The sequence below is a fragment of the Pseudoalteromonas sp. MT33b genome (genome assembly GCF_014117385.1).
Lineage (GTDB): Bacteria > Pseudomonadota > Gammaproteobacteria > Enterobacterales > Alteromonadaceae > Pseudoalteromonas > Pseudoalteromonas lipolytica.
Genome location: NZ_CP059831.1, coordinates 2,281,766 through 2,302,862, shown reverse-complemented (window position 1 = coordinate 2,302,862; position 21,097 = coordinate 2,281,766). Strand labels below are relative to the sequence as shown.

The 21,097-nt window shown below is 40.7% G+C and carries 21 protein-coding genes; 11 read left to right on the top strand and 10 right to left on the bottom strand.

The window, feature by feature from the left end; genetic code table 11:
• Positions 1–7: 7 nt before the first annotated feature.
• A complete protein-coding gene (gene nhaB / locus H3302_RS10570; protein WP_182395145.1) occupies positions 8–1,588 on the bottom strand; it encodes a sodium/proton antiporter NhaB in 1,581 nt (526 codons plus the stop codon).
• Positions 1,589–1,873: 285 nt separating this feature from the next.
• On the opposite strand from nhaB, the gene fadR reads away from it, so the two are divergent.
• Positions 1,874–2,587, top strand: a complete 714-nt coding sequence (gene fadR, locus H3302_RS10565; protein ID WP_036967119.1) for a fatty acid metabolism transcriptional regulator FadR — start codon at positions 1,874–1,876, stop codon at positions 2,585–2,587.
• A 314-nt stretch (positions 2,588–2,901) separates the two neighbouring features.
• On the top strand, positions 2,902–3,507 hold the full coding sequence (locus tag H3302_RS10560; RefSeq protein ID WP_036967121.1) for a peroxiredoxin C: 606 nt from the start codon (positions 2,902–2,904) through the stop codon (positions 3,505–3,507).
• A 68-nt stretch (positions 3,508–3,575) separates the two neighbouring features.
• Here the strand turns inward: H3302_RS10560 and H3302_RS10555 are convergent, their stop codons facing one another.
• Entirely contained in the window at positions 3,576–6,179 is a 2,604-nt protein-coding gene (locus H3302_RS10555) for a TonB-dependent receptor (protein WP_118844450.1), read from the bottom strand.
• 190 nt (positions 6,180–6,369) lie between these two features.
• Positions 6,370–6,849 (bottom strand): SsrA-binding protein SmpB, encoded by a 480-nt coding sequence (gene smpB / locus H3302_RS10550; protein ID WP_036967136.1) that lies wholly within the window; start codon positions 6,847–6,849, stop codon positions 6,370–6,372.
• A 133-nt stretch (positions 6,850–6,982) separates the two neighbouring features.
• Between smpB and H3302_RS10545 the strand changes: the two genes are divergently transcribed.
• Together H3302_RS10545 and H3302_RS10540 are read left to right on the top strand one after the other, a co-directional pair.
• Positions 6,983–7,423, top strand: a complete 441-nt coding sequence (locus H3302_RS10545; RefSeq protein WP_036967139.1) for a type II toxin-antitoxin system RatA family toxin — start codon at positions 6,983–6,985, stop codon at positions 7,421–7,423.
• Positions 7,420–7,746 (top strand): RnfH family protein, encoded by a 327-nt coding sequence (locus H3302_RS10540; RefSeq protein WP_036967142.1) that lies wholly within the window; start codon positions 7,420–7,422, stop codon positions 7,744–7,746. The genes H3302_RS10545 and H3302_RS10540 overlap by 4 nt, the downstream gene beginning before the upstream one ends.
• A gap of 101 nt (positions 7,747–7,847) precedes the next feature.
• On the opposite strand, the gene H3302_RS10535 is transcribed toward H3302_RS10540, so the two are convergent.
• Positions 7,848–8,210: an outer membrane protein assembly factor BamE gene (locus H3302_RS10535; RefSeq protein ID WP_036967144.1), complete on the bottom strand. Its 363-nt coding sequence runs from the start codon at positions 8,208–8,210 to the stop codon at positions 7,848–7,850.
• Between the two features lie 116 nt (positions 8,211–8,326).
• Between H3302_RS10535 and H3302_RS10530 the strand changes: the two genes are divergently transcribed.
• On the top strand, positions 8,327–8,644 hold the full coding sequence (locus tag H3302_RS10530) for a GIY-YIG nuclease family protein (protein WP_036967146.1): 318 nt from the start codon (positions 8,327–8,329) through the stop codon (positions 8,642–8,644).
• Here H3302_RS10530 and H3302_RS10525 read toward each other — a convergent pair.
• The 4 genes from H3302_RS10525 to ilvC form a co-directional block, all read right to left on the bottom strand.
• Positions 8,633–9,559, bottom strand: coding sequence for a M28 family peptidase (locus tag H3302_RS10525; protein ID WP_083202703.1), 927 nt, complete (start codon positions 9,557–9,559; stop codon positions 8,633–8,635). The two genes, H3302_RS10530 and H3302_RS10525, sit on opposite strands and share 12 nt — an antisense overlap.
• Entirely contained in the window at positions 9,486–10,670 is a 1,185-nt protein-coding gene (locus H3302_RS10520) for a tetratricopeptide repeat protein (RefSeq protein WP_065978112.1), read from the bottom strand. The genes H3302_RS10525 and H3302_RS10520 overlap by 74 nt, the downstream gene beginning before the upstream one ends.
• A 93-nt stretch (positions 10,671–10,763) precedes the next feature.
• Positions 10,764–12,677, bottom strand: coding sequence for a methyl-accepting chemotaxis protein (locus H3302_RS10515; protein WP_065978111.1), 1,914 nt, complete (start codon positions 12,675–12,677; stop codon positions 10,764–10,766).
• A 142-nt stretch (positions 12,678–12,819) separates the two neighbouring features.
• Entirely contained in the window at positions 12,820–14,292 is a 1,473-nt protein-coding gene (gene ilvC / locus H3302_RS10510; RefSeq protein ID WP_036967155.1) for a ketol-acid reductoisomerase, read from the bottom strand.
• 137 nt (positions 14,293–14,429) lie between these two features.
• On the opposite strand from ilvC, the gene ilvY reads away from it, so the two are divergent.
• The 6 genes from ilvY (at position 14,430) to H3302_RS10480 (ending at position 19,979) form a co-directional block, all read left to right on the top strand.
• Complete coding sequence (ilvY, locus tag H3302_RS10505; protein ID WP_182395133.1) at positions 14,430–15,332, top strand: HTH-type transcriptional activator IlvY; 903 nt, start codon at positions 14,430–14,432, stop codon at positions 15,330–15,332.
• Positions 15,333–15,558: 226 nt separating this feature from the next.
• Complete coding sequence (locus H3302_RS10500) at positions 15,559–16,608, top strand: GGDEF domain-containing protein (protein WP_182395130.1); 1,050 nt, start codon at positions 15,559–15,561, stop codon at positions 16,606–16,608.
• A gap of 149 nt (positions 16,609–16,757) precedes the next feature.
• A complete protein-coding gene (locus H3302_RS10495; RefSeq protein ID WP_182395128.1) occupies positions 16,758–17,621 on the top strand; it encodes a MipA/OmpV family protein in 864 nt (287 codons plus the stop codon).
• A gap of 1 nt (position 17,622) precedes the next feature.
• The gene (locus tag H3302_RS10490) at positions 17,623–18,009 is read left to right on the top strand and encodes a DUF3019 domain-containing protein (protein ID WP_036967167.1); all 387 of its coding nucleotides are present in this window, start codon (positions 17,623–17,625) and stop codon (positions 18,007–18,009) included.
• 14 nt (positions 18,010–18,023) lie between these two features.
• Complete coding sequence (locus tag H3302_RS10485; protein ID WP_036967170.1) at positions 18,024–18,716, top strand: response regulator; 693 nt, start codon at positions 18,024–18,026, stop codon at positions 18,714–18,716.
• A 6-nt stretch (positions 18,717–18,722) separates the two neighbouring features.
• Positions 18,723–19,979 carry an ATP-binding protein gene (locus tag H3302_RS10480; protein ID WP_182395126.1) on the top strand — a complete coding sequence of 419 codons (1,257 nt, stop codon included), beginning with the start codon at positions 18,723–18,725 and terminating at the stop codon, positions 19,977–19,979.
• 314 nt (positions 19,980–20,293) lie between these two features.
• Here H3302_RS10480 and H3302_RS10475 read toward each other — a convergent pair whose 3' ends face one another.
• Positions 20,294–20,509 (bottom strand): DUF3820 family protein, encoded by a 216-nt coding sequence (locus H3302_RS10475; protein ID WP_065978107.1) that lies wholly within the window; start codon positions 20,507–20,509, stop codon positions 20,294–20,296.
• A gap of 140 nt (positions 20,510–20,649) precedes the next feature.
• The gene (locus H3302_RS10470) at positions 20,650–20,931 is read right to left on the bottom strand and encodes a hypothetical protein (protein ID WP_036967185.1); all 282 of its coding nucleotides are present in this window, start codon (positions 20,929–20,931) and stop codon (positions 20,650–20,652) included.
• Between the last annotated feature and the right edge of the window lie 166 nt (positions 20,932–21,097).

Below are 21,097 nucleotides of genomic sequence, written 5' to 3'. Positions count from 1 at the left end.
TTGCTTATTAGTGACCGCCTAATGAGCCAGGTAATCCACCCGAATGGTGTTGAATAAGTCCCCATTGATAGAGTAATTCAGTCATATCAGACAAACTAAATAACGTCATACTTAAACCTACAACAGTCAATACGATTGTATAGGGCAGTGCCATAAAGACCATTCGTCCGTAAGAAAGCCTGAGCACGGGGGCGAGTGTCGAGGTGAGTAAAAATAAAAATGCAGCTTGACCATTTGGTGTCGCCACACTAGGCAAGTTAGTCCCTGTATTAATTGCAACGGCTAACAAATCAAATTGATCACGACTGATTTGCCCCGCCTCTAACGCGGCAGCGACTTCATTAATATAAACTGTACCAACAAAAACATTATCGCTCACCATAGAAAGTAATCCATTCGCAATAAAGAACATCACCAATTGTAACTGCCCTTCAAATGTCAGCACACAACTGATAACCGGCGTAAACAAATGTTGGTCGATTATTACTGCAACAATTGAAAAGAATACACACAGCAGAGCGGTAAAGGGGAGTGCTTCTTCAAATGCTTTTCCTAATTGGTGCTCTTCAATGATCCCTGCACTGGCAGTGGCAAAAATAATCACCGATAAACCAATTAACCCGACGGTTGCTAAGTGTAAAGCAAGTCCAATGATGAGCCACACCGCTATTACTGCTTGAATAGCCAAATTGACTTTGTCACGCGTTGTTCGTTTTTTCTCAAGCTTTTTAGCATGCTCAGATAATATGGTGTGAATAGGAACTGGCAATTTAGCACCGTAACCAAATGTCTTCGTTTTTTCGAGTAGAATAGTTGTCGCTACACCTGCAATCATTACAGGCAAGGTGATAGGGAGCATGCGAAAGAAAAACTCTCCGAAAAACCAGCCAGCACGTTCTGCAATAATTAAATTTTGCGGTTCACCAACCATGGTGCATACGCCCCCTAATGCAGTGCCTATTGAAGCATGCATCAACAAATTGCGTAAAAATGCCCGAAATTCTTCCAATTCTTGACGATTGACAGGACGCACTTGATTATCATCGTTTATATCATGTTCACTGCTGGAGTCTTTCCCCGAAGCAACTTTGTGGTAAATGCTGTAAAAACCCATTGCAACGGCAATAACAACCGCCATGACAGTCAGGGCATCAAGAAATGCAGATAAGAATGCAGCAGCAAGTGTAAAAGACAGCGACAGCACTGTTTTACTGCGAACTGAGACAACTAACTTAGTGAAAATATACAGTAACAGATCTTTCATAAAGTAAATGCCCGCAACCATAAAGATCAACAGTAAGATGACATCCACATTTTGAACTATTTCATGTTCAACCTGACCTGCTGAAGTCATTCCAATAAACATCGCTTCTATCGCCAGAAGTCCACCGGGTTGAAGCGGGTAGCATTTTAATGCCATAGCAAGGGTAAAAATAAACTCTAGTACCAGCACCCAGCCAGCAATATAAGGGTTTAATTGAAATAAAATCGGATTTAACAATAAAAAAGCAAGAATGGTGTATTTATACCATTGTGGCGAATTCCCTAAAAAGTTTTTAAAGATTGCCGGCAGAACTCGTTGCTGCATTGCAGTACCTTATTAGATGGGATGATAACGCTAATAAGTTAATTCACTTAGCGTTAACAGTAAATATGCTGTTAGTGTAATTTTAGTATAGCTAAAGTACGATAACGATTGTTAATTATTAACTTAAGTGTGGTTTATTAATACTAGGCTAATTATTTCGTTATTATCTTTAGATTTTTATGTACACTGGATGGACTTTACTTGTTAGTTACAGAGCATCTGGTACAATCAGTGGGTTGATCGCTTTGTGCGATAGAAGTATGTGCTAACTCAAGTGGAAATTGAATGAGAATTTTTAAAGCGAAAAGTCCAGCAGGTTTTGCTGAAGAATACATTGTTGAATCTATTTGGAATGGTGACTTTCCGCCTGGCTCAATTCTTCCAGCAGAACGAGAGTTGTCAGAGTTAATAGGTGTTACACGTACCACTTTGCGTGAAGTGCTACAGCGTTTGGCGCGTGATGGCTGGTTAACGATTCAACATGGTAAACCAACTCGCGTTAATAATTTCTGGGAAACCTCAGGTCTTAACATTCTAGAGACGTTAGCACGACTAGATGAAGACAAAATGCCAGAGCTTACTGATCAACTTCTATCGGCTCGCACTAACATTAGTGCCATCTACACTCGTGCTGCAATAAAATTAGCACCTGAACGCGTGATCGAAATTTTATCGCAAAGTGAGCAGCTTGAAGACAGCGCGCAAGCATTTGCAGACTACGATTACAAAGTGCATCATGAACTTGCTGTCGCAGGTAACAACAGAATCTATGTACTTATCTTAAATGGCTTTAAAGGTTTTTACTCAAAAATCGGTTGCCATTACTTCTCTGATTCGCGTACACGTGAGCTTGCTCGCCAATTTTATAAAGATTTAACCTCGCTTGCTGAGCGTCATGAACACGACGGGGCTATTTCGCTTATGCGTAAATACGGCCATCAAACGGGTGAAATCTGGCAGCAGATCCGTGGTGATATGCCAGAAGATATCATGGACTAACAGCCCTTAGTTATGCGCCTTTTTATATTTGAGAACCCAGCCTTAAGCTGGGTTTTTTGTATTTATTTAACAATAAGGTGGGTTCATAATCACCCTGCATCATAAGGTAATTCGATAGGCAAAGCGCATATCTTTTTTATATCAATTTTTCCGATTGCATATATCGTTTTTTTCGATTGTTCATTTGCCTGTAACCTCTTTAAACTATCTTGCTAAATATCGATACTTACTCTTGGTTTTTGTTTTTTCGGAACCATATATATGTGAGTATTGCGTAGGCAATTGGAAATAAACTCAAATATTTGGAGATAAAAATGGGTGTATTAGTTGGCCGTCAGGCACCAGACTTTACTGCAGCAGCTGTTCTTGGTAACGGTGAAATCGTTGAAAACTTCAACCTAAAAGACACTATCAAAGGTAAAAAAGCAGTTATCTTCTTTTACCCGTTAGACTTCACTTTCGTATGTCCTTCAGAGTTAATCGCTTTCGACAAGCGTTTTGAAGAGTTCCAAAAGCGTGGCGTTGAAGTAATCGGTGTTTCTATCGATTCACAATTCTCACACAACGCATGGCGTAACACTGCTGTTGCTGACGGCGGTATTGGTCAAGTTAAATATGCACTAGTTGCAGACGTTAAGCACGAAATCTGTCAAGCGTACGACGTTGAGCACCCAGAAGCAGGTGTTGCTTTCCGTGGTTCTTTCCTAATCGACGAAGAAGGTACAGTACGTCACCAAGTAGTTAACGATTTACCATTAGGCCGTAACATTGATGAAATGCTTCGCATGGTTGACGCACTAGCGTTCCACAGCGAGCACGGTGAAGTATGTCCAGCAGGTTGGACTGAAGGTAAAAAAGGTATGGATGCAAGCCCTGAAGGTGTTGCTAAATTTCTTTCTGAAAACGAAGGCGACCTATAATTTAGGCCTTTGTTGAAAGTATTTAAAAAACCCGCCAATTGGCGGGTTTTGTTTTATCTGGTATGCGTTTAGTTAAAGCGCATTGTTAGCTTAGTATAGAAATAACGTCCACGAGGGTTATGCACGCTTGATACATAGCCATATAAGTCGCTATCACCATCACCAATTGCAAATGGAGGATCTTCGTCAAATACGTTATTAACGCCCACAGAGAGTTTTAATTTTTCTGAGAAGTTATACGCAGTTTGTAAATCAACCAGTGTTTGAGAGTCAACCATGCGTGATGTGTTGCTATCAAAGTCTAGGTTACCGTCAAAGTCGATATCAGGGGTATCTTCAAACTCACCGATGTAACTCACATTCACATTCGTATTAAAGTCACCCATTTCCCAGTTAGTGCTGAATATCCAACGATTTTCTGGGTAACGATATTCACCCGTATAATCACGGCCATCTTTCTTAAATTCATTTTGGTATGCCCATTCAAGATTGAATTTTAAGAACCCGTAGTCATTCATTGCATGCGTGTAATTAGCAGAGACATCAACACCAGATACTTCTTGTGAGGATACATTTTCGAAAGTGCTATGTACTTTTTGAATAACCCCTAAGCTTAGGCCGCCTTGAGGCGCAAGTCGTACACACACTGTGCTATTTTGATCATTACAATTTTGATCGTAAATAGGGCCGAATTCTTGCTCATCAATTTTATTGTCTTGCGTTATGCTCCACACATCAATACCGAAACCAAATTCAGCTGTGGGTGCCCAAATAAAGCCAACGTTCCAAGATTCAGATTCTTCAGCTTCTAGGTTTGGATTACCTGCAAACTGAATGTTGTAATCAAGTGCATTACAATCAAGCCCTGTCGCTTGGCATCGGTAAGTATCTACAAAGAACTGACTTTCTTCTGAGGGACCTAAACCAATTTGCGCTAATGAAGGTGCTCTGAAACCTTGTGCCCAAGAACCACGAACAGTGATTGAATCGGTTGGTGCCCAACGTACAGCTACTTTTGGATTGGTTGTTGAGCCAAAGTCACTGTAATCATCATAGCGACCCGCTAATTGTAACTCTAGGTTATCTGCAAGCGGGATTGAAAACTCAATATACGCAGCATACTGGTCACGCTCAGCTGCTGCTGACACTGACTCGGTACCAAAAATTAAACCACGTTGAAATTGATCATCAGGAATATCACTTACATCTTCCTCACGGTATTCAATACCGGCGGCCATCATAACGACATCATCACCAAAGCTAAATGCTTCACCACTGATATTGGCATCGAATGAGGTCATATGCGACTCACCACGGCGCACCAGACTTGTTGTAATTCTGTCGATAACCGCAGGGTCGTTATAGGTGCCACCAAATGGATTGTAATTACCCGCATCAATTTCTTGCTGAAGAAAGTCGGTACGCACCCAGCCCTGGCTTCTACTGCCTGTTTGCATTGATTTACTGCGGCCTTTTTGAACGGCTGTCTCCCAGCTCCAATCATTAATTTCACCTTTTAAGCCAGCCACAAAACGCAGTGTATCTGATTCGATATCCCATTGGCGAGGACCTGCATCAACGGTACGATACCGACCAATTTCAATATCTTGACCAAAAGGATTGTTTGGGTGACTTGCTGGTACCGTGAGTCCTGCGTCTTCATCAAGAGGAGTGGGAGCACCCGCTGCCTGTGAGGAGTTATGCTGTACTGCCATTTCCATAAATGCAGTGATGCCATTATCAAAGTTATATTCAAACTGTGAAATAGCGCCAACACGTTCAGACGCCGGTGTTATATAGCCATAGGGGCCATAGTCAAATAAACAGCTACCACTGGCGGTTGCATTTTCTGCAGGGCAAGATGGGTCAATTGTTTTTTCGCCATCGACGTAAAAGTAGCCTGGAAAACCACGCGAAGAGCGGAAATCCATACCACCATATGGTTCTTGGTTAGCGGTGCCTAGGCGTCCCATTTCATCTGACGATAATGCCGTATTATTAAAATAATCAATAATAACAGACGCACTACTTTTTTCTGTGCTTGTTCCCCATACTAAACTCGCTGTTTTTTCTTCATAATTAGGTCCGTCAGTACCACCATAACCTAAGTTGACCTCTAGACCATTAATGTCTTTTTTAAGAATAATATTAACTACACCAGCAACCGCGTCAGAGCCATAAATAGCAGATGCACCGTCTTTTAAAATATCGATACGCTCGATTGCTGAAACAGGAATAGAGTTAATATCAACAAATGAGTTGGTAATACTTTCTGCGAAAGCACTAATAGCAACACGGCGTCCATTGATAAGTACTAAGGTTGCATCCGAACCTAAGCCACGTAAGCTCACGGCAGCAGCGCCATTTGCTGTTGAATCTTGGTTATTCCCACGGGTTGAAAATGTGCCATTACCGGCAACTGGCATACGCTCTAAAAGCTGTTGTAGGTTGTCATAACCCATATTATCAATATCTGCGCGACTGATTGATTGGATAGGTGAGGGTCCCTCAATATCTGAGCGTTTAATACGTGAACCGGTTACTTCGATGCGCTCAACTTTTTCAGCGCTTTCTGATGATTCGGCAGCAACTGAGGTGAAAGTTGTGCCCGCTAATGCGGCAATGGTAAAAACAGTAAGAGGTCGTCGAATAAAGTGATGAGTTTTCTTCATAAATTTCAATCCTTGTTTAATTGTGAGATTTTTGTGAAATAATCACAGTAAAGATTGATACCATGTAAATGGTTGGTTTTGAAATACTACAAAAGAATGAGGTTGACACGTGGAAACGTTTCAAAATGTTAAAAGTGAGGTAGAGTAAGGGGGTCAGAGCCTAACAGAAAGTTAGGCTCAAGCAGGGATTTTATGCTTTATGTTTCATCAGGCGTTCTTTTTCACGCGCCCAATCTTTGTTTTTCCCATCTTCACGTTTATCGTGCATCTTTTTACCTTTAGCGAGGTGGAACTCCAACTTCACCCAGCATTTTTTCCAGTACATGGCAGTGGCGATCAGTGAATAACCATCACGCTCTGTTGCACCGATAAGACGATCGATTTCACGTTTGTTCAAAAGTAATTTGCGATACCTAAGCGGATCACAAATTACATGTGTTGAAGCACTGTTGAGAGGCTGAATTTGACTGCCAAGTAAAAATGCTTCGCCGTTTTTAATGTGAATATAAGTCTCAGAGATGTTTACTTTACCAGCTCGGATACTTTTTACTTCCCAGCCCTGTAGTTCAACCCCTGCTTCAAACTTATCGTGTAAAAAATACTCATGACGCGCTTTTTTGTTAAGCGCGATAGTATTGCTTGTCGATTTAGATGATTTTTTCTTAGCCATAGTGGTTCATATTATACGTAAAAACAGCGTTTTTACATCGCTTTTTTAAGGCTTTATACAAATAATCCCGTTACTAAAATTTGGGGAAATAGCCAAAGCTTGCTAAAATTCGCCGACACAGTTGGGAGTGAATATGCCACAAATAGAAAAAAGTGCGCTGGTAATGTACAGCAGTAAAGAAATGTTTGATTTAGTGAACGATGTTGATGCGTACCCTGAGTTTTTACCACATTGTTCAGACGCTAAAATTATTGCACAACAACCCAGCGGTATGACGGCCAGTTTAGAAATATCGAAAGCGGGTTTAAAAAAGTGGTTTACCACAGAAAATACCTTTATTGATGAGCAAACCGTTGCTTTACGTTTAGTTGATGGTCCTTTTAAAAGCTTGCAAGGGAAATGGCATTTTTTACCTTTAGACGATAAAGCGTGTAAAGTGCAATTACACTTAGAGTTTGAATTTGCGAGTAAACTAATTGAGCTTGCTTTTGGTAAGGTGTTTAACGAAGTGGCAAAGAATATGGTGAATGCTTTTACCCAACGTGCGAAAACGGTGTATGGAGTCCGCTCATGATAAGTGTTGAAGTTGTATTTGCGTTACCTACAACCGCGACAAGTTTACTTGTCGAAGTACCAGAGGGAACCACTGTTGAGCAAGCTGTTATTAAATCGGGCATTATCGAAAAGTGCCCCGAAATAGATGCAAATAACCTCACATTAGGTGTGTGGAATCGCACTTGCAAGTTAACACAAGAGGTTAAGCAAGGGGATAGAATTGAAATTTATCGCCCATTAATTGCAGACCCCAAAGATGCACGCAGACGTCGTGCAGAGAAAGCCAAAGAAGAAGGTAGAGCTAATAAAGTTACCGGTGGGCGCCCACTGAATAAAGCATAGTAACCTATTGAAAGTGAATCACTTACTGCACGTTTTAACCGGTGGTTTTATCTATTTAGCATACAAAAAAGGGTCGCTTTTGCTACCCTTTGTTTTTATATTTACTCTTGTTCAAGTGGGGTATTGAACTCACTTGGTTGCTCATAATCACCTGATATTGACACGAGCTTATTATCTTCAAAATTAACCGTTAACGATTTGCGTTGTTCATTGCTACGGCCTAGATTAAAAACATAAAGATAATGCCAAGTATTCTTGTCGAATGAATCTTCTGCAACCGGTTTACCAAGTACGTAAACTACTTGCTCACGAGTCATATTAACGCGAAGCTTATCAACGTCAGATTGTTCTAAAAAGTTACCCTGAGGAATGTTGATGCGATAAACCCAACTAGAACACCCAGCGGTAGCACTTAAAGTAAGGGTAAGTACTAACCAAAAAGAAAAAGTTTTAAACGACTGCATTATTTGTTTGAATCCTTATTTTTTATACACTGCATGATACCGATTAGTCACAGAAGGTAAAACCCTTTTCAATAATTGTTTTACTGAAACATGATTAATGCTCACGAGGCACAGATTTGACCACCGACACGACAAAAAGTTTACCTGAATCAATAAAAAAGCGCGACAGTTCTCAATCACACTGGCATTTGTATATTGTGCAGACTCGTTTTGGCCACTGGTATACAGGGATCAGCACCGATGTTGAAAAACGTTTTGCAGCTCACCAAGCTGACAAAGGGGCAAAAAATTTAAAAGGAAAAGGACCTTTAACCTTAATTTATCAGCAACCGGTTGGCTCTCGCAGCGAGGCTAGTAAGCTTGAGATTCAGGTTAAAAAGTTAAACAAAGCGCAAAAAAGGCAGTTTGTTATCACAGCCAAATTACCTGGTTAGGGCACTAACAAACTCTGCAATTTTGCTCACTGCGTGTTCAAATAACCTAAAGTCAATGTGCTCTAGGGTATCACTCGGTTGATGATGGTGCTTATCGTGTCCCATGCCAAAATAAATATAAGGGACACCTGCTTTTGCAAACGAATAATGATCGCTGGCTCTTCGCCAATCAACGTTAAGATTAAATAATCGATTAAGTCGGGCAGATGAACTGGTTGCAAAAAATGTAATGTTTTCATCAGAAAGTCTAGTAATTGCTGTTTTATACTGCGCTATTGATTGGCCGTCTAAAAAGGCATAAATGCGAGGTTTTCGCTTGTTAACCACGAGCATATCCAGATTAATATTTAATGCGATATCTGCGCTGTTTAATTGTGACACTAAATAGTCACTGCCATGTAAGCCATTTTCTTCTGCATCGGTGGCAACGAACATTAATTGGTTCTGATGGGGCTTATCGGCGAAATACGCTGCTAAATAGAGTAAAGCAGCAACACCGCTGGCATTATCGTTTGCGCCAGGATAGAGCTTAGTCCCGCGTTGCCCTAAATGGTCATAATGTGCAGTAAAGATAATCTTTTTACATTGAGCGCAAGCGGATGGTTTAGTCGCAATGATATTGCGGGCAGTGGCTTTTTGATAAAAAGTTGCGGGGTATTGAAATGTTTGTTCTTGAACTTCATAGCCTAATGAGGTTAAGCGGCTTGCAATGTAATCAGCGGCACGCTTTGCGCCGATTGTATTGGTTTTTCGGCCATAAAATTGCGTTGAAGTAAGCGTTGTGACATCTTGTTTTAAATGAGAGTCAGCACTGGCAAATGCAGCATCACAGTAAAATAAGCTACTGGTAATCAGTAAGCTTTGCAGTATGCGAACGCAGTGCCTGTAGTTTACTTTCATAACGCTGTTTATCATGATCAAAATCTGCTTTATTGTTCGCCATGGTCAGGTATTTTTTGGCTAGTTTCAAGTCACCTAGCTGAAAATATATACGTGCAAGGCCAAAGTCACTGTCATGTAAGTTATTATCTAAAGTGCGTGCTTTTTTAAAATGCGCTATCGCATCTTCATAGCGCCCAGTTGCGTAGGCATCATTGCCAAGCGAAATATGATAATACGGATTAGTTTGACGCTTTTTATCTAGCTGTGTGAGGATGGCATTACCCTGTTGTTCACGATTCGTCAAATTGTAAAGCAGTGCTAGGTTGCCCAAAGCCGTGTTGTTATCAGCATCTAAGGTTATGGCATATTGGTAGGCTACTTCTGCCTCTGGGTAGAGGTTTGTTAGCCTTAAGAGCACACCTAAGTTCCCCCAAGCTCCTGAATAAGCGCTATCTGTATTGATAGCAGCTTTGTAATAACTGTATGCACGACCATAGTCATGGCTAAGCATGGCCGAAACCCCTTTGTTGTTATAAAACATGGCGGTGATACGTGCTTTATTAATATGACTGGTTTTAAATGCTGCCTGACGGCTATTTGGATCAAAATCAATCACTAATGAACGTGAACCAGGATAAATAATCGTGCGGTTTATGGCGTGTTTGTCGTGTTCTCTTACCTTTAAATTTATGTGTCCTGTCAGTAAGCTAAAGCCATTATTTCGTGCCCAATACTCTGGAATGTGAACCTTTTGAAATTGCCCTTCAAGACCAAGATACTCGGCTAAGCTGTACGCTAATATTGATAAAGAGAGGCAGTTGGCATTTAAATCAGCATAGGCTTGGTTCGCGGTTAGTGTCGCGCCTGATTGATAAGACAGTGAGGCATCACCATTTTCTAATAAAAAGTGCAGTAAACGTTTAGTTGTCTCGAGTGAGCGAGTGTCTTCAGGAAAAGCACTGTCTAACTGACGTTTAATACGCGGAGTTAGCGCAAAAATTTCTTCCTGACTTTCGACTTTTGAAAGCCTAAATTCATTAAGCTCAGTGAGTGCTAATGGCGCAGGGGCCAACTGCTTAGGTGTATTATTACATGCTGATAAAAAGCAAAGACTTGATAATAGAGCAATCGTAGGCGCGTTCATAAGGCCCCCTTTAATTAACAGCCTAGGGAATCACATGTCTGTAAGTATAGGCTGTAATTAAAAAAGGGTCAGTGTTTACTGTTACAAAACGTGTCAGCGTTTATCAAAGGTCGCAACAAGATCGTCTAGCGTTTGCGCACTGCTTGCTAAATCCTTTATTGCTTGCTCAGTGTCAATCTGCTCATGCATCACGGTATCGCTGATATCGCTAATTTGCTCAATATTGCGTCCGACATCAGCAACGACATTGCTTTGCTCCTCTGTGGCCGTCGCGATTAATGTTGCCATATCATTAATCTCATTAGCTGCATTGGTGATCGTGTTAAGCAACTCAACAGAGCTTTGCATGGCATTAACACTCAATTGAGCGCGTGATTTAGAATGATTGATATGTTCGACAACAAGATCGGATGTGCTTGTTAATTCACTGATCATCGTTTGGATTTCATTTGTCGATTGTGAGGTTCTGCTGGCAAGTGCGCGTACTTCATCTGCAACAACAGCAAAACCACGACCATGCTCACCAGCGCGAGCAGATTCAATCGCTGCGTTAAGCGCTAATAGGTTTGTTTGCTCAGAAATACCACGAATAGCATCAACAATGCTGGCAATTGCCTGCGTTTTGTTTGCAAGTTCGTTAACTTGTTCCGTAATGTTGTCGATGTCGGTTGCTAATTCTATTATTGCTTCTTTACTTTGGGTCACCTGCGTATGACTTTGTTCGGTACTGTGTTTACTGGTTTCTGTCAGTTTTGCCGTATTCGTGGCGCTTGAGGCAATTTCTTGTACCGTCGCGCCCATTTGATTAATTGCGGCAGCAACTGAAATTGTCTGTTCTTTTTGATTATCAAGCGCTTCAGAGTTCTTTTGGGCCTGCTTAAATACATGGGCCGCGCTTTGTCTTATTTCGCGACTTTCTTGCGCTACTTGCATGATGGCCGTTTCAATTTTTGAAATGAATTGGTTAAAGCCCGTGCTTAAGTTAGCCAGTTCAGGCTGCTCAGATTCTGGCAAACGGTATGCTAAGTTTGCATCACCAGAGCCTAAACGCATGAACAGCTCTGCCATTTTTGATAGGGGGGATGACAGTGTTTTTGCTAATAAGAAACCGGCGAAGCTGGCAACTAGCGCAATGACAATTGCAAAGCTGATTATCTGCCATTGTAACACTTGAATACTGGCAAATACCTCATTTTTGGGCACTTGAGCAATGACAAATAAATCGGTATTTTTAATTGGGCTGGCAGCAAGCAGTGTTGCTTCGCCATTCAGGTCGAGTTCGTGTAAATTAAAATCTTGATTGGTTAGTAAAGAGTCTGTAATACCTGGCTGGTACACCGAATCTAGTTTTGCCTTAGCCACTTTACTGGCATCTTTATGTAATTGAATTAAGCCATTTTTATCTGCTATGAACACAAACCCAGTTTCTTCAATCTTAAACCTTTGCAGCATGGCTTGCATGTCATCAATGCTTTTTGCCAATCCTGCAAGACCAATACCATTGGTTTGCTGGTGGTTAACAAACATTTTTACATCAGTGGGCGACTCTTGATAAATACTGATAGAAAAAGGCACTGATGATTGCGTGAAGGCAAAAAACCAACTGTCTTGCTCTTTTGTAAGCACACGTAAAAAACCGTCTTGATTCCAATATTGTGCAGTTTCACGATTGGCCCAAGATGCCGTGGCTAAATCATACTGTTTAACAAGGCGGTTGAGCTCTTTGAGCAGCGTATTATCGTTATTATTTCCTGAGCGAGCCCATTCTAAAACGAACTCGTTGCTAGAAAGCTGTTCTGCAGCGCTGATCATTTGGTTTATATCGTGGGTGATATAGTTATCAATTGCTTGCAATTTACTTGGCAGTTCAGATTCAATCATACGGTGTTCGATGATTTTTTTTGCACTATAAAGGGCTGTTGCACCGATAAGTGCTGCAACGATAAGAGCAATAGAACTGCCTAGTAGAGTTATTTTTTTGGTAATGGTAAGTTGATTTAACGCCATGAAAGTGTCTTAGTTTACAACAAATAAGAGAGTAATTTTAGCATACACTTTGCAGATGACGAATAAATGTAGGGACAAAAAAAAAGCCCAAAGCATATGCAATTGGGCTTTGTTTCTAACAAGCGAAACTTACTTTCCAGGGTTAAACAATTTTCTTCATTGCTGACATGTAACCGCGTAGTTTACTGCCTACCACTTCAACAGGGTGCTCTCGAAGTGCTTTATTCACAGCGATCAACGTTTGGTTATCAACCTGATTGCTGGTGCTATCAAGGCCTTTACCAATGACATCAGTATCCATGTTTTGCATAAAGTCTTTTAGCAGTGGTAAACACGCATGGTTGTATAAGTAACAGCCATATTCTGCGGTATCGGAAATAGTTCTGTTCATTTCAAAAAGTTTTTTACGCGCAATCGTATTAGCAATTAGTGGCGTTTCGTGCAGTGACTCATAGTAAGCCGATTCAGCAATGATGCCCGCTGCGGTCATGGTTTCAAATGCCAGTTCAACGCCTGCTTTTACCATTGCAACCATTAGAATACCTTGGTCGAAGAAGGTTTGTTCATTGATCTCTTCATCAGTATTTTGTTGCTTTTCGAATGCTGTTTCTGCTGTTTCTGCGCGCCATGCGAGTAATTTTGCATCATCTTCAGCCCAATCAGCCATCATGCCACGAGAAAACTCGCCGCTGATAATATCGTCCATGTGCTTATTATAAAGAGGGCGCATGATTGTTTTTAGCTGCTCGCTTAACTCAAATGCCTTTACCTTTGCAGGGTTCGATAAGCGGTCTAACATGTTTGTTACACCACCATATTTTAGTGCTTCGGTGATTACTTCCCAGCCGTATTGAATCAATTTAGAGGCATAACTAGGATCAATCCCTTTTTCAACCATTTTGTCAAAACACAGTAATGAGCCGGTTTGTAACATGCCGCATAAAATAGTTTGCTCACCCATCAGGTCTGACTTAACTTCAGCAATAAATGATGATTTTAGTACACCTGCGCGGTGGCCACCGGTGCCAGCCGCGTATGCTTTTGCTTGTGCTAGGCCATGTCCTTGCGGATCATTTTCAGGGTGAACAGCGATAAGCGTAGGGACACCAAAGCCGCGTTTGTACTCTTCGCGTACTTCAGAGCCTGGGCATTTAGGCGCTACCATAATGACCGTTAAATCTTCGCGAATTTGCATACCTTCTTCAACAATGTTGAAACCATGTGAGTAGGCAAGGGTCGCGCCTTGTTTCATAAGTGGCATGATGGCATTCACAACGGATGTATGTTGCTTATCAGGTGTTAAGTTTAATACTACATCGGCAGTTGGGATAAGTTCTTCGTATGTACCAACAGTAAAGCCGTTTTCAGATGCATTTAAGAATGATTGACGACGCTCAGCAATAGCCGACTCGCGCAATGTATATGAAACATCTAAACCTGAATCACGTAAATTTAAACCTTGGTTAAGACCTTGTGCGCCACAACCGACAATAACGAGTTTTTTCCCTTTTAAAGCGTCTACGCCATCAGTAAATTCTGATGGATCCATAAATTCACATTGCGCTAATTGCGCTAACTGCTCACGTAAAGGAAGAGTGTTGAAATAATTCGCCATTGTTAGTGTCCTATTAATACTAGTTTGTTAGAAAACAAAGAGTCGTTCTTTGTATGGGTTAACAGTATGCAATTTTAAACCTTGCGTAAAATGATATATTTGCATTAAAGTGTTTCATAAAATGAAATGGTGAGATTATGGATCACAAGCATCTACATTACTTTTTAGCATTGGCGAAAACATTACACTTTGCGAGGGCCAGTGAGCTGTGCCATATCAGTGCTCCGACACTGAGCCGAAACATTAAGCAGCTTGAGGAGGAGGTTGGCGTCGTCTTGTTCAATCGAGATAATCGCACGGTTAAATTAACTCGAGAGGGTGAGTCTTTTATTGAATATGCTAACGCAACGTTAGCGAATTGGCACCGTTTCAAAGCGAATGTACAAGAGCCACAGCAGCATATATACGGTAATGTGAGTGTTTATTGTTCGGTCACCGCCTCGTATAGTTTTTTACATCAGATATTAGAACAGCTACGGATGCAGCATCCCTATATTGAAATAACTTTAAATACGGGTGATCCAGCACTGGCTATTAATCGGGTTTTAGATGGTCATGAAGCCATGGCCATTGCAGCAAAACCTGCTAAGTTACCTGGGCAAATAGCATTCACCAGTATTGGTTACTCGCCTTTGGTACTCATTGCTCCTAAAATTGTGTGTCCTATTAGTGAGCAGCTTAAAGATGAAAATAATATTGCCTGGTCAAACCTTGAGTTTATCGTGGCAGAGCAGGGGTTATCTCGACAGCGTTTAGAGCAGTGGTGGCGTAAGAAAAGCATTCATGGTCGAATTTATGCGCAAGTAGCGGGGCATGAAGCCATGGTATCAATGGTGAGTTTGGGTTTAGGGGTGGCAATGGTGCCGAAGATCGTGCTCGACAACAGTCCGCTAAAAGATAAAGTTCAAATTATTAGTGATGCCGAACAAACTATTCCCGGTTTTGAAATTGGTTTAGCGGTACTCAATAAAGAGCGGCATGACCCGGCACTGAATGCGATTTGGAGTATTGCGCAATCGTTAACTCAACAGGCAATCTAATACCGTTGTGTTCGCTTATTTGATTGGGCGTATGAGCTTGATTTGGTTCTTTTTGTTGTTCTGTTTTTGTATAGGTACATTGCTTTTTTATAGTTATTTAGTATGGTTTTTTTAAGTTTAACTCGTGGTTTGTACTGGTTTATATCTGTGAAATTGCTTTTTTATTGATTTTTTTCAATGTGTTGCTACCGTAATTTAAAATAATAAAAATTCATGGCAACGACACATGGTATTGTCTGCTCAAGCCGCTCATTCTTTAGGTTATTCTAGCCACTGTTTAAAGCTAGCCATTCCATTAATGGTGAAATATAAAATTCCCATAACGCCGCTTAATTATGCAATTTGGTATTGCTATGTTAGTGACAAGAACCATGATTTAAATAAAGAGCTGGATGGCTTTATTAGCAGATTTAATGGCTGTAGTTATGAGCAAGCTAACTACTTATTTAACAAGTACCTTTCAGCCAATGACCTATCCTTATTTAATCAGCTTTCGAATAGTTTTGATGATGTTGTAGGGCAAGTCCAACATGATTTAACTGCAGCGCTTAATCAATCAACGCAGTTTAATCAGGTATTATATGCATGCAGGGAGAAGTTACACGATGCTGATATTAGTAAAGAAAGAGGCTTCGATGATGTACTTCACTGTGTTGAGCGTTTAACTAACGAATCAGCCGCATTACAAAATCGCACGCAAGATTTTCAAAATCAACTAGCCCTAGCATATGCAAAAATTATAACGCTAAAACAAGAGCTGATTGATTCAAAAAGAAAGGCTGAAAAAGATACGCTCACTGGGCTTTTTAATCGCGGCAAATTTGATGAAGATATTACCGTTTTTTGTCAGCGTGATGATTTAGCCGAAATCGCTGTGCTAGTGATGGTCGATATTGACCACTTTAAAGTATTTAACGACACTTTTGGTCACCAAAAAGGTGATCAAGTCTTACGTGCTGTTGCGGTAAAATTACTGAAGTATGTCGCAAGTGTTGGCCAAGTTTATCGTTATGGGGGAGAAGAGTTCTGTTTCACTGCGCAGTTTACCAGCATCAGTGATATGACTAACTTTACTCAACAGCTGCGTTTAGCCATCACAAAATTACACATTAAAGATCCTGCTTCCACGACTGTACTGGGTTATGTTACCGCAAGCTTTGGTGTTGCAATTAAATCAACAAATAGTCAACCAAATCAACTCATTAAAAAAGCTGATAAGGCACTTTATCTCGCTAAAAAGCACGGTCGTAATCGCATAGAAATTATTGAAGAGTAACAAAGTGACAGACTTACTGCGTATAAATGTATCAAATTTGTGAATAGTTGTAACTTGCTAAGGACAGTTTATTCACAACTTGGTAGTATGGTGTCATTGCATAATTCTCTTTGGTCGTAACAATAATAATGAAGTCTCAGACGATCAGGATGTGCGTAATCGTTTTTTCTGTGCTGCTTTTGCTTTCAAGTAAAGTCTATGCCGATGAATCAACACGCACTGAACGTGAAAGCCGTGTGGCTAGTCAAGAAATCGATATTAATCGCTGGCACGTAAGTGTTAATGCGGGTATTGGTGTCATGACGAACCCGCTACATGGTGGTAAAAATTTACCCTTAGTAGTGCTACCTGAAATAGCCTATTACAGCGAAAAGTGGTTTTTTGATAATGGCCGCCTCGGTTATTCTTTTCATGAAAGTGCTTCACACGTTGTTAACTTTGTGACCGAGTTTAATCCTGAAACTCGCTTTTTTATTGATTTTCATCCAAGTAATGTGTTTGCACTGCAAACATCAAATAGCTTCATGGTTGAATCAACGACCAGTGACGAACTCGTTAAGAAAAGGGTGACAATTGACGATGTACGTAAACGTCGTTGGGCACTTGATGCGGGCGTGAGCTACCACTACGTACGTGATAACCATATTTTCTCTTTTCAAGCTTTAGCTGATGTATCTGGGGTCTACCAAGGAATGCGAAGTGCATTACAATGGCAAGCACATTATCAAGTCGATGACCTTGAAATAATGCCGAGCGTAGGCATTTGGTACAAATCAGCCAAACTAAATGATTATTTTTATGGTTTATTTGCCGAAGAGTCTTTAAATGGGGTAATTGGTGTTGGCAGTAGCTGGCAACCTTATGCTAAAATCGACGCCCGTTGGCCTCTGAGTGAGACTAACTCTCTTCGTTTTCATTTAGCATATTATGACTACTCAGCCGTGGATGACAGTCCGCTTTTTGAACACACGTATTCAATGACTGCTTTTATAGGATTCAATCATATTTTTTAATATGAAGTATTTTGTTTTAAGTCTGTGTGTGTTTGTTGCTGTTATTTGGGGGTTCCCGAGTCACGCACAAGCGACTCACTTAGCTATCTCACCCAAAGTGTGTGTTGTTTTACAGCAGCATGATTTTTGCGATCTTCAGTTAAAAATAAGTTGGCAAGTGGCGCAGCCTGAAGATGTGTGTTTGTACCAAAATAATCAGCAAATTCAATGCTGGAAGAACACTCGAAAAGCGCAGTTACATCATAAAGCGCGTGTTCAGGTTGAAACAATATACTCCTTAATCAATCCGCACACGGGGAGTAAAATTGCAACAGCTAAAGTTGAAGTGCAAAGCACTGAAGCAAAAACAACGAGACGCAGATTACGCTCACCGTGGAGCTTATTTTAATTCAGGAGCAACCAATGGCAAAGATTTTACTTGTTGAAGATGATCTCGGTTTACAACAGTTAACACGGGACTATCTTCAGCATAACGGGTTGGATGTTGCGGTCCTTGAACGCGGCGATGAAGTGTTTGATTACCTTGAAAACAACCCGGTAGATTTAATGATTCTAGACGTTATGTTACCCGGTAAAGATGGCTTTAGTGTATGCCGTCAGGTACGCGATAAATATAGCCTACCGATTTTAATGCTGACAGCAAAAGGTGAAGACTTTGACCAAGTTATTGGTCTTGAGCTTGGTGCTGATGACTACGTCATTAAGCCGGCTGAGCCGCGTGTTTTACTTGCACGAATTAATGCATTACTTCGCCGTGGCCAAGCAACAAACAAAACCCCTGAAGAAATTACCTTTGGCGATTTAAGCATTGATAAAACCAGTCGCATTGTTACACTCAAAGGTAATGAAATTACACTTACGTCTCATGAATTTGAATTGCTTTGGTTATTAGCGTCAAATGCAGGTGAGGTGCTAAGTCGTGAGCATGTTCATCAACATATGATTGGTCGCCAATACGATGGTTTAGACCGTACAGTTGACGTACGTGTATCACGGATCCGTAAAAAGCTGGGTGATAACAGTGATAAGCCTTATCGTATAAAAACGGTGTGGGGACAAGGTTATTTGTTCGTATCTGATGCATGGGAAATGTAAGTATTAATGGGGAAACTGTTTGCAAGCTTATACCTTTATATAATAGTTTCTTTGTTTCTGGTTAGTGGGGTCATTGAGCAACTTTGGCCCTATGAAGATACTCAACAACACATCGCCCTCGACCAAGAGTTTGGGAAATCTCTCTGGCTCTTAAGTCAAACAGAAGAGGGACTAGAAAAATTACAGCAAGCGTTTAATAGCGAACGCATTAACCGTAATGATGTCGCTTTACCTGAAGAATTAAACGCCAAGTTAAACGCTGATAAACACCTTTATCTTTTTAATCACCAACAAGAAGTCATTTGGTACATAGCACTGAATGATAAGCAGTTGTTGCATGTGGGTCCTTTTTCAGTGTCCAATCCAAGTCTTAGCTCGGTTTGGCCTTACTTTCTATTATTAACCGTGATTGGTGTGCCTGTAGGCTTATGGAGTTTCTTACTGTGGCGCGACTTCAATAAGCTGACACTTGCTTGTGAGGCGGTCGGTGGCGCACAAGATTTTGAACTTCATGATGCGTCTAAATCATTTTTCTTACCAATCACCGATACCTTAAGCGCGATGCAAGAACGCATCCAATATTTGCTTGCAGCCCAACAAGAGCTTACTTCATCAGTTTCTCACGAGTTTAGAACGCCTTTAGCACGGTTAAAATTTGCGGTTGCTATGCTTGAAGAGCAAATAGAAAATGAAAAGTCATTCGATTACATCGATAACATGCAAGCAGACATTGCTGAGCTTGAAGCCTTAGTGTCAGAAATGCTTGAATATGCCCGCCTTGATTCCCATCAGCCAAGTTTAACGCGTCGCCCTTGTGATTTAACGGCATTGATTAATAGTGTTGTGAATAAACTAGAGTTTGCCACTAACATTGATGTGCAATTGAATGCGCCGGCAGAGCTCTACTACGAATGTGATGAGCACTTTATGGCACGCTGCATTCAAAATTTACTGGGGAATGCTCAAAAGTATGCAGCCCATAAAATTCAAGTGAGTTTGCAAGAATTTCCTGATTATATACAGCTCAATGTTGAAGATGATGGCCCAGGTATTGCCCCAAGTGAGTGGCAGAGTGTATTTAAGCCATTTACACGTTTAGATAAGAGTCGAGATAAAAAAACCGGTGGATTTGGTTTAGGTCTTGCTATCGTGGCAAAAATTGTAAGCTGGCATCAAGGGCAATCAGAACTGGGTAATTCTGAGCTGGGTGGGGCAAAATTTATTATTCGCCTCTATAAGCTAGACTATACCACTGTGCATTAATACGTCATCATTTTGAGTGACTAAACCTAACGCTTGACGTCAGTTGTGTTAAAAACTTCTGGTTGGCGACTGCATGTGTAGGAAGTCGAACAGTGCAGGAGCAATTGCCAAGGCACCTCAATCACAAAGTATTACCTTCGTTATTACACGGTTTTTTACTTCAGCATAACTCTCTTCGTTAAGCTAACGTGTAGTCACTCATTAGCAGACATAAAAAAAGCGCCTTAGGCGCTTTTTCTGTGGTTAAAACCAAAAATAAACAAGTAGCAAAGTAATAGACTACGTTCAAAAGTAAAAGTTCACGAAAATTGAAATTATTTTTCATCTAATAATGGCATCAGCATTTTCTCTAAACCATTGAGTTTTACTTCGTACATCATTGCTAGTTGCGCGCCAAGTTGTGTGTCTGGAAATCCTTGCTGTTTAAACCATACAAGATAGGGTTCAGGTAGCAATAAGAGGGGGCGACCAGCGTACTTTCCAAACGGCATTTTTGTATTTATCGCGAGCTTTAATTGGGCTGTATCCATTACTGTCTCAATTGGACTTATATTTATTATGAATGATACGGCAAATAGGAAAGAGAAAATAGGCTGTGACGGGCAAGAAACAGCCTATTTAGTGAGGGAGGTAGGCCCTCGGAATGACTACTGCAAAATAATACTGAATGCTAATGTAGTTGTTGGCGACTCTTTTTCGAAAACCCAAGCTGCTTGAGCCTCGTTACGATAGTCGGGTCGTCAATTCGCTCAGGTGTTTCACTGTCACGAAGAAAATGATCACGCGGAACTTGATAAACATCGAGCATCTTGTTGAATAGCACAGTTCTAATATCCATCGCTGTCATGCCATTTTGTTGTAACTCATCAAGCTGCTGTTGAATATCTACAAGTTTCCCGGAATGTGCATCATCCGTGTTTGCTAAAGATTCTCTGGTAAACTTATTTTTCATTTAAACAACCTTAAACAGTCTAACAGTAGTGCATAAATCATGAAGTACGCAAGCAGACTGATAAACTTTTTTTGTGTTAAAAATAGATACTTAGCGTAGTATCTAAGCCCAGTTTACTCCTTTTTTGACAATGATTGCTAATTTGCATGTAAAGCTTTGTAAATAA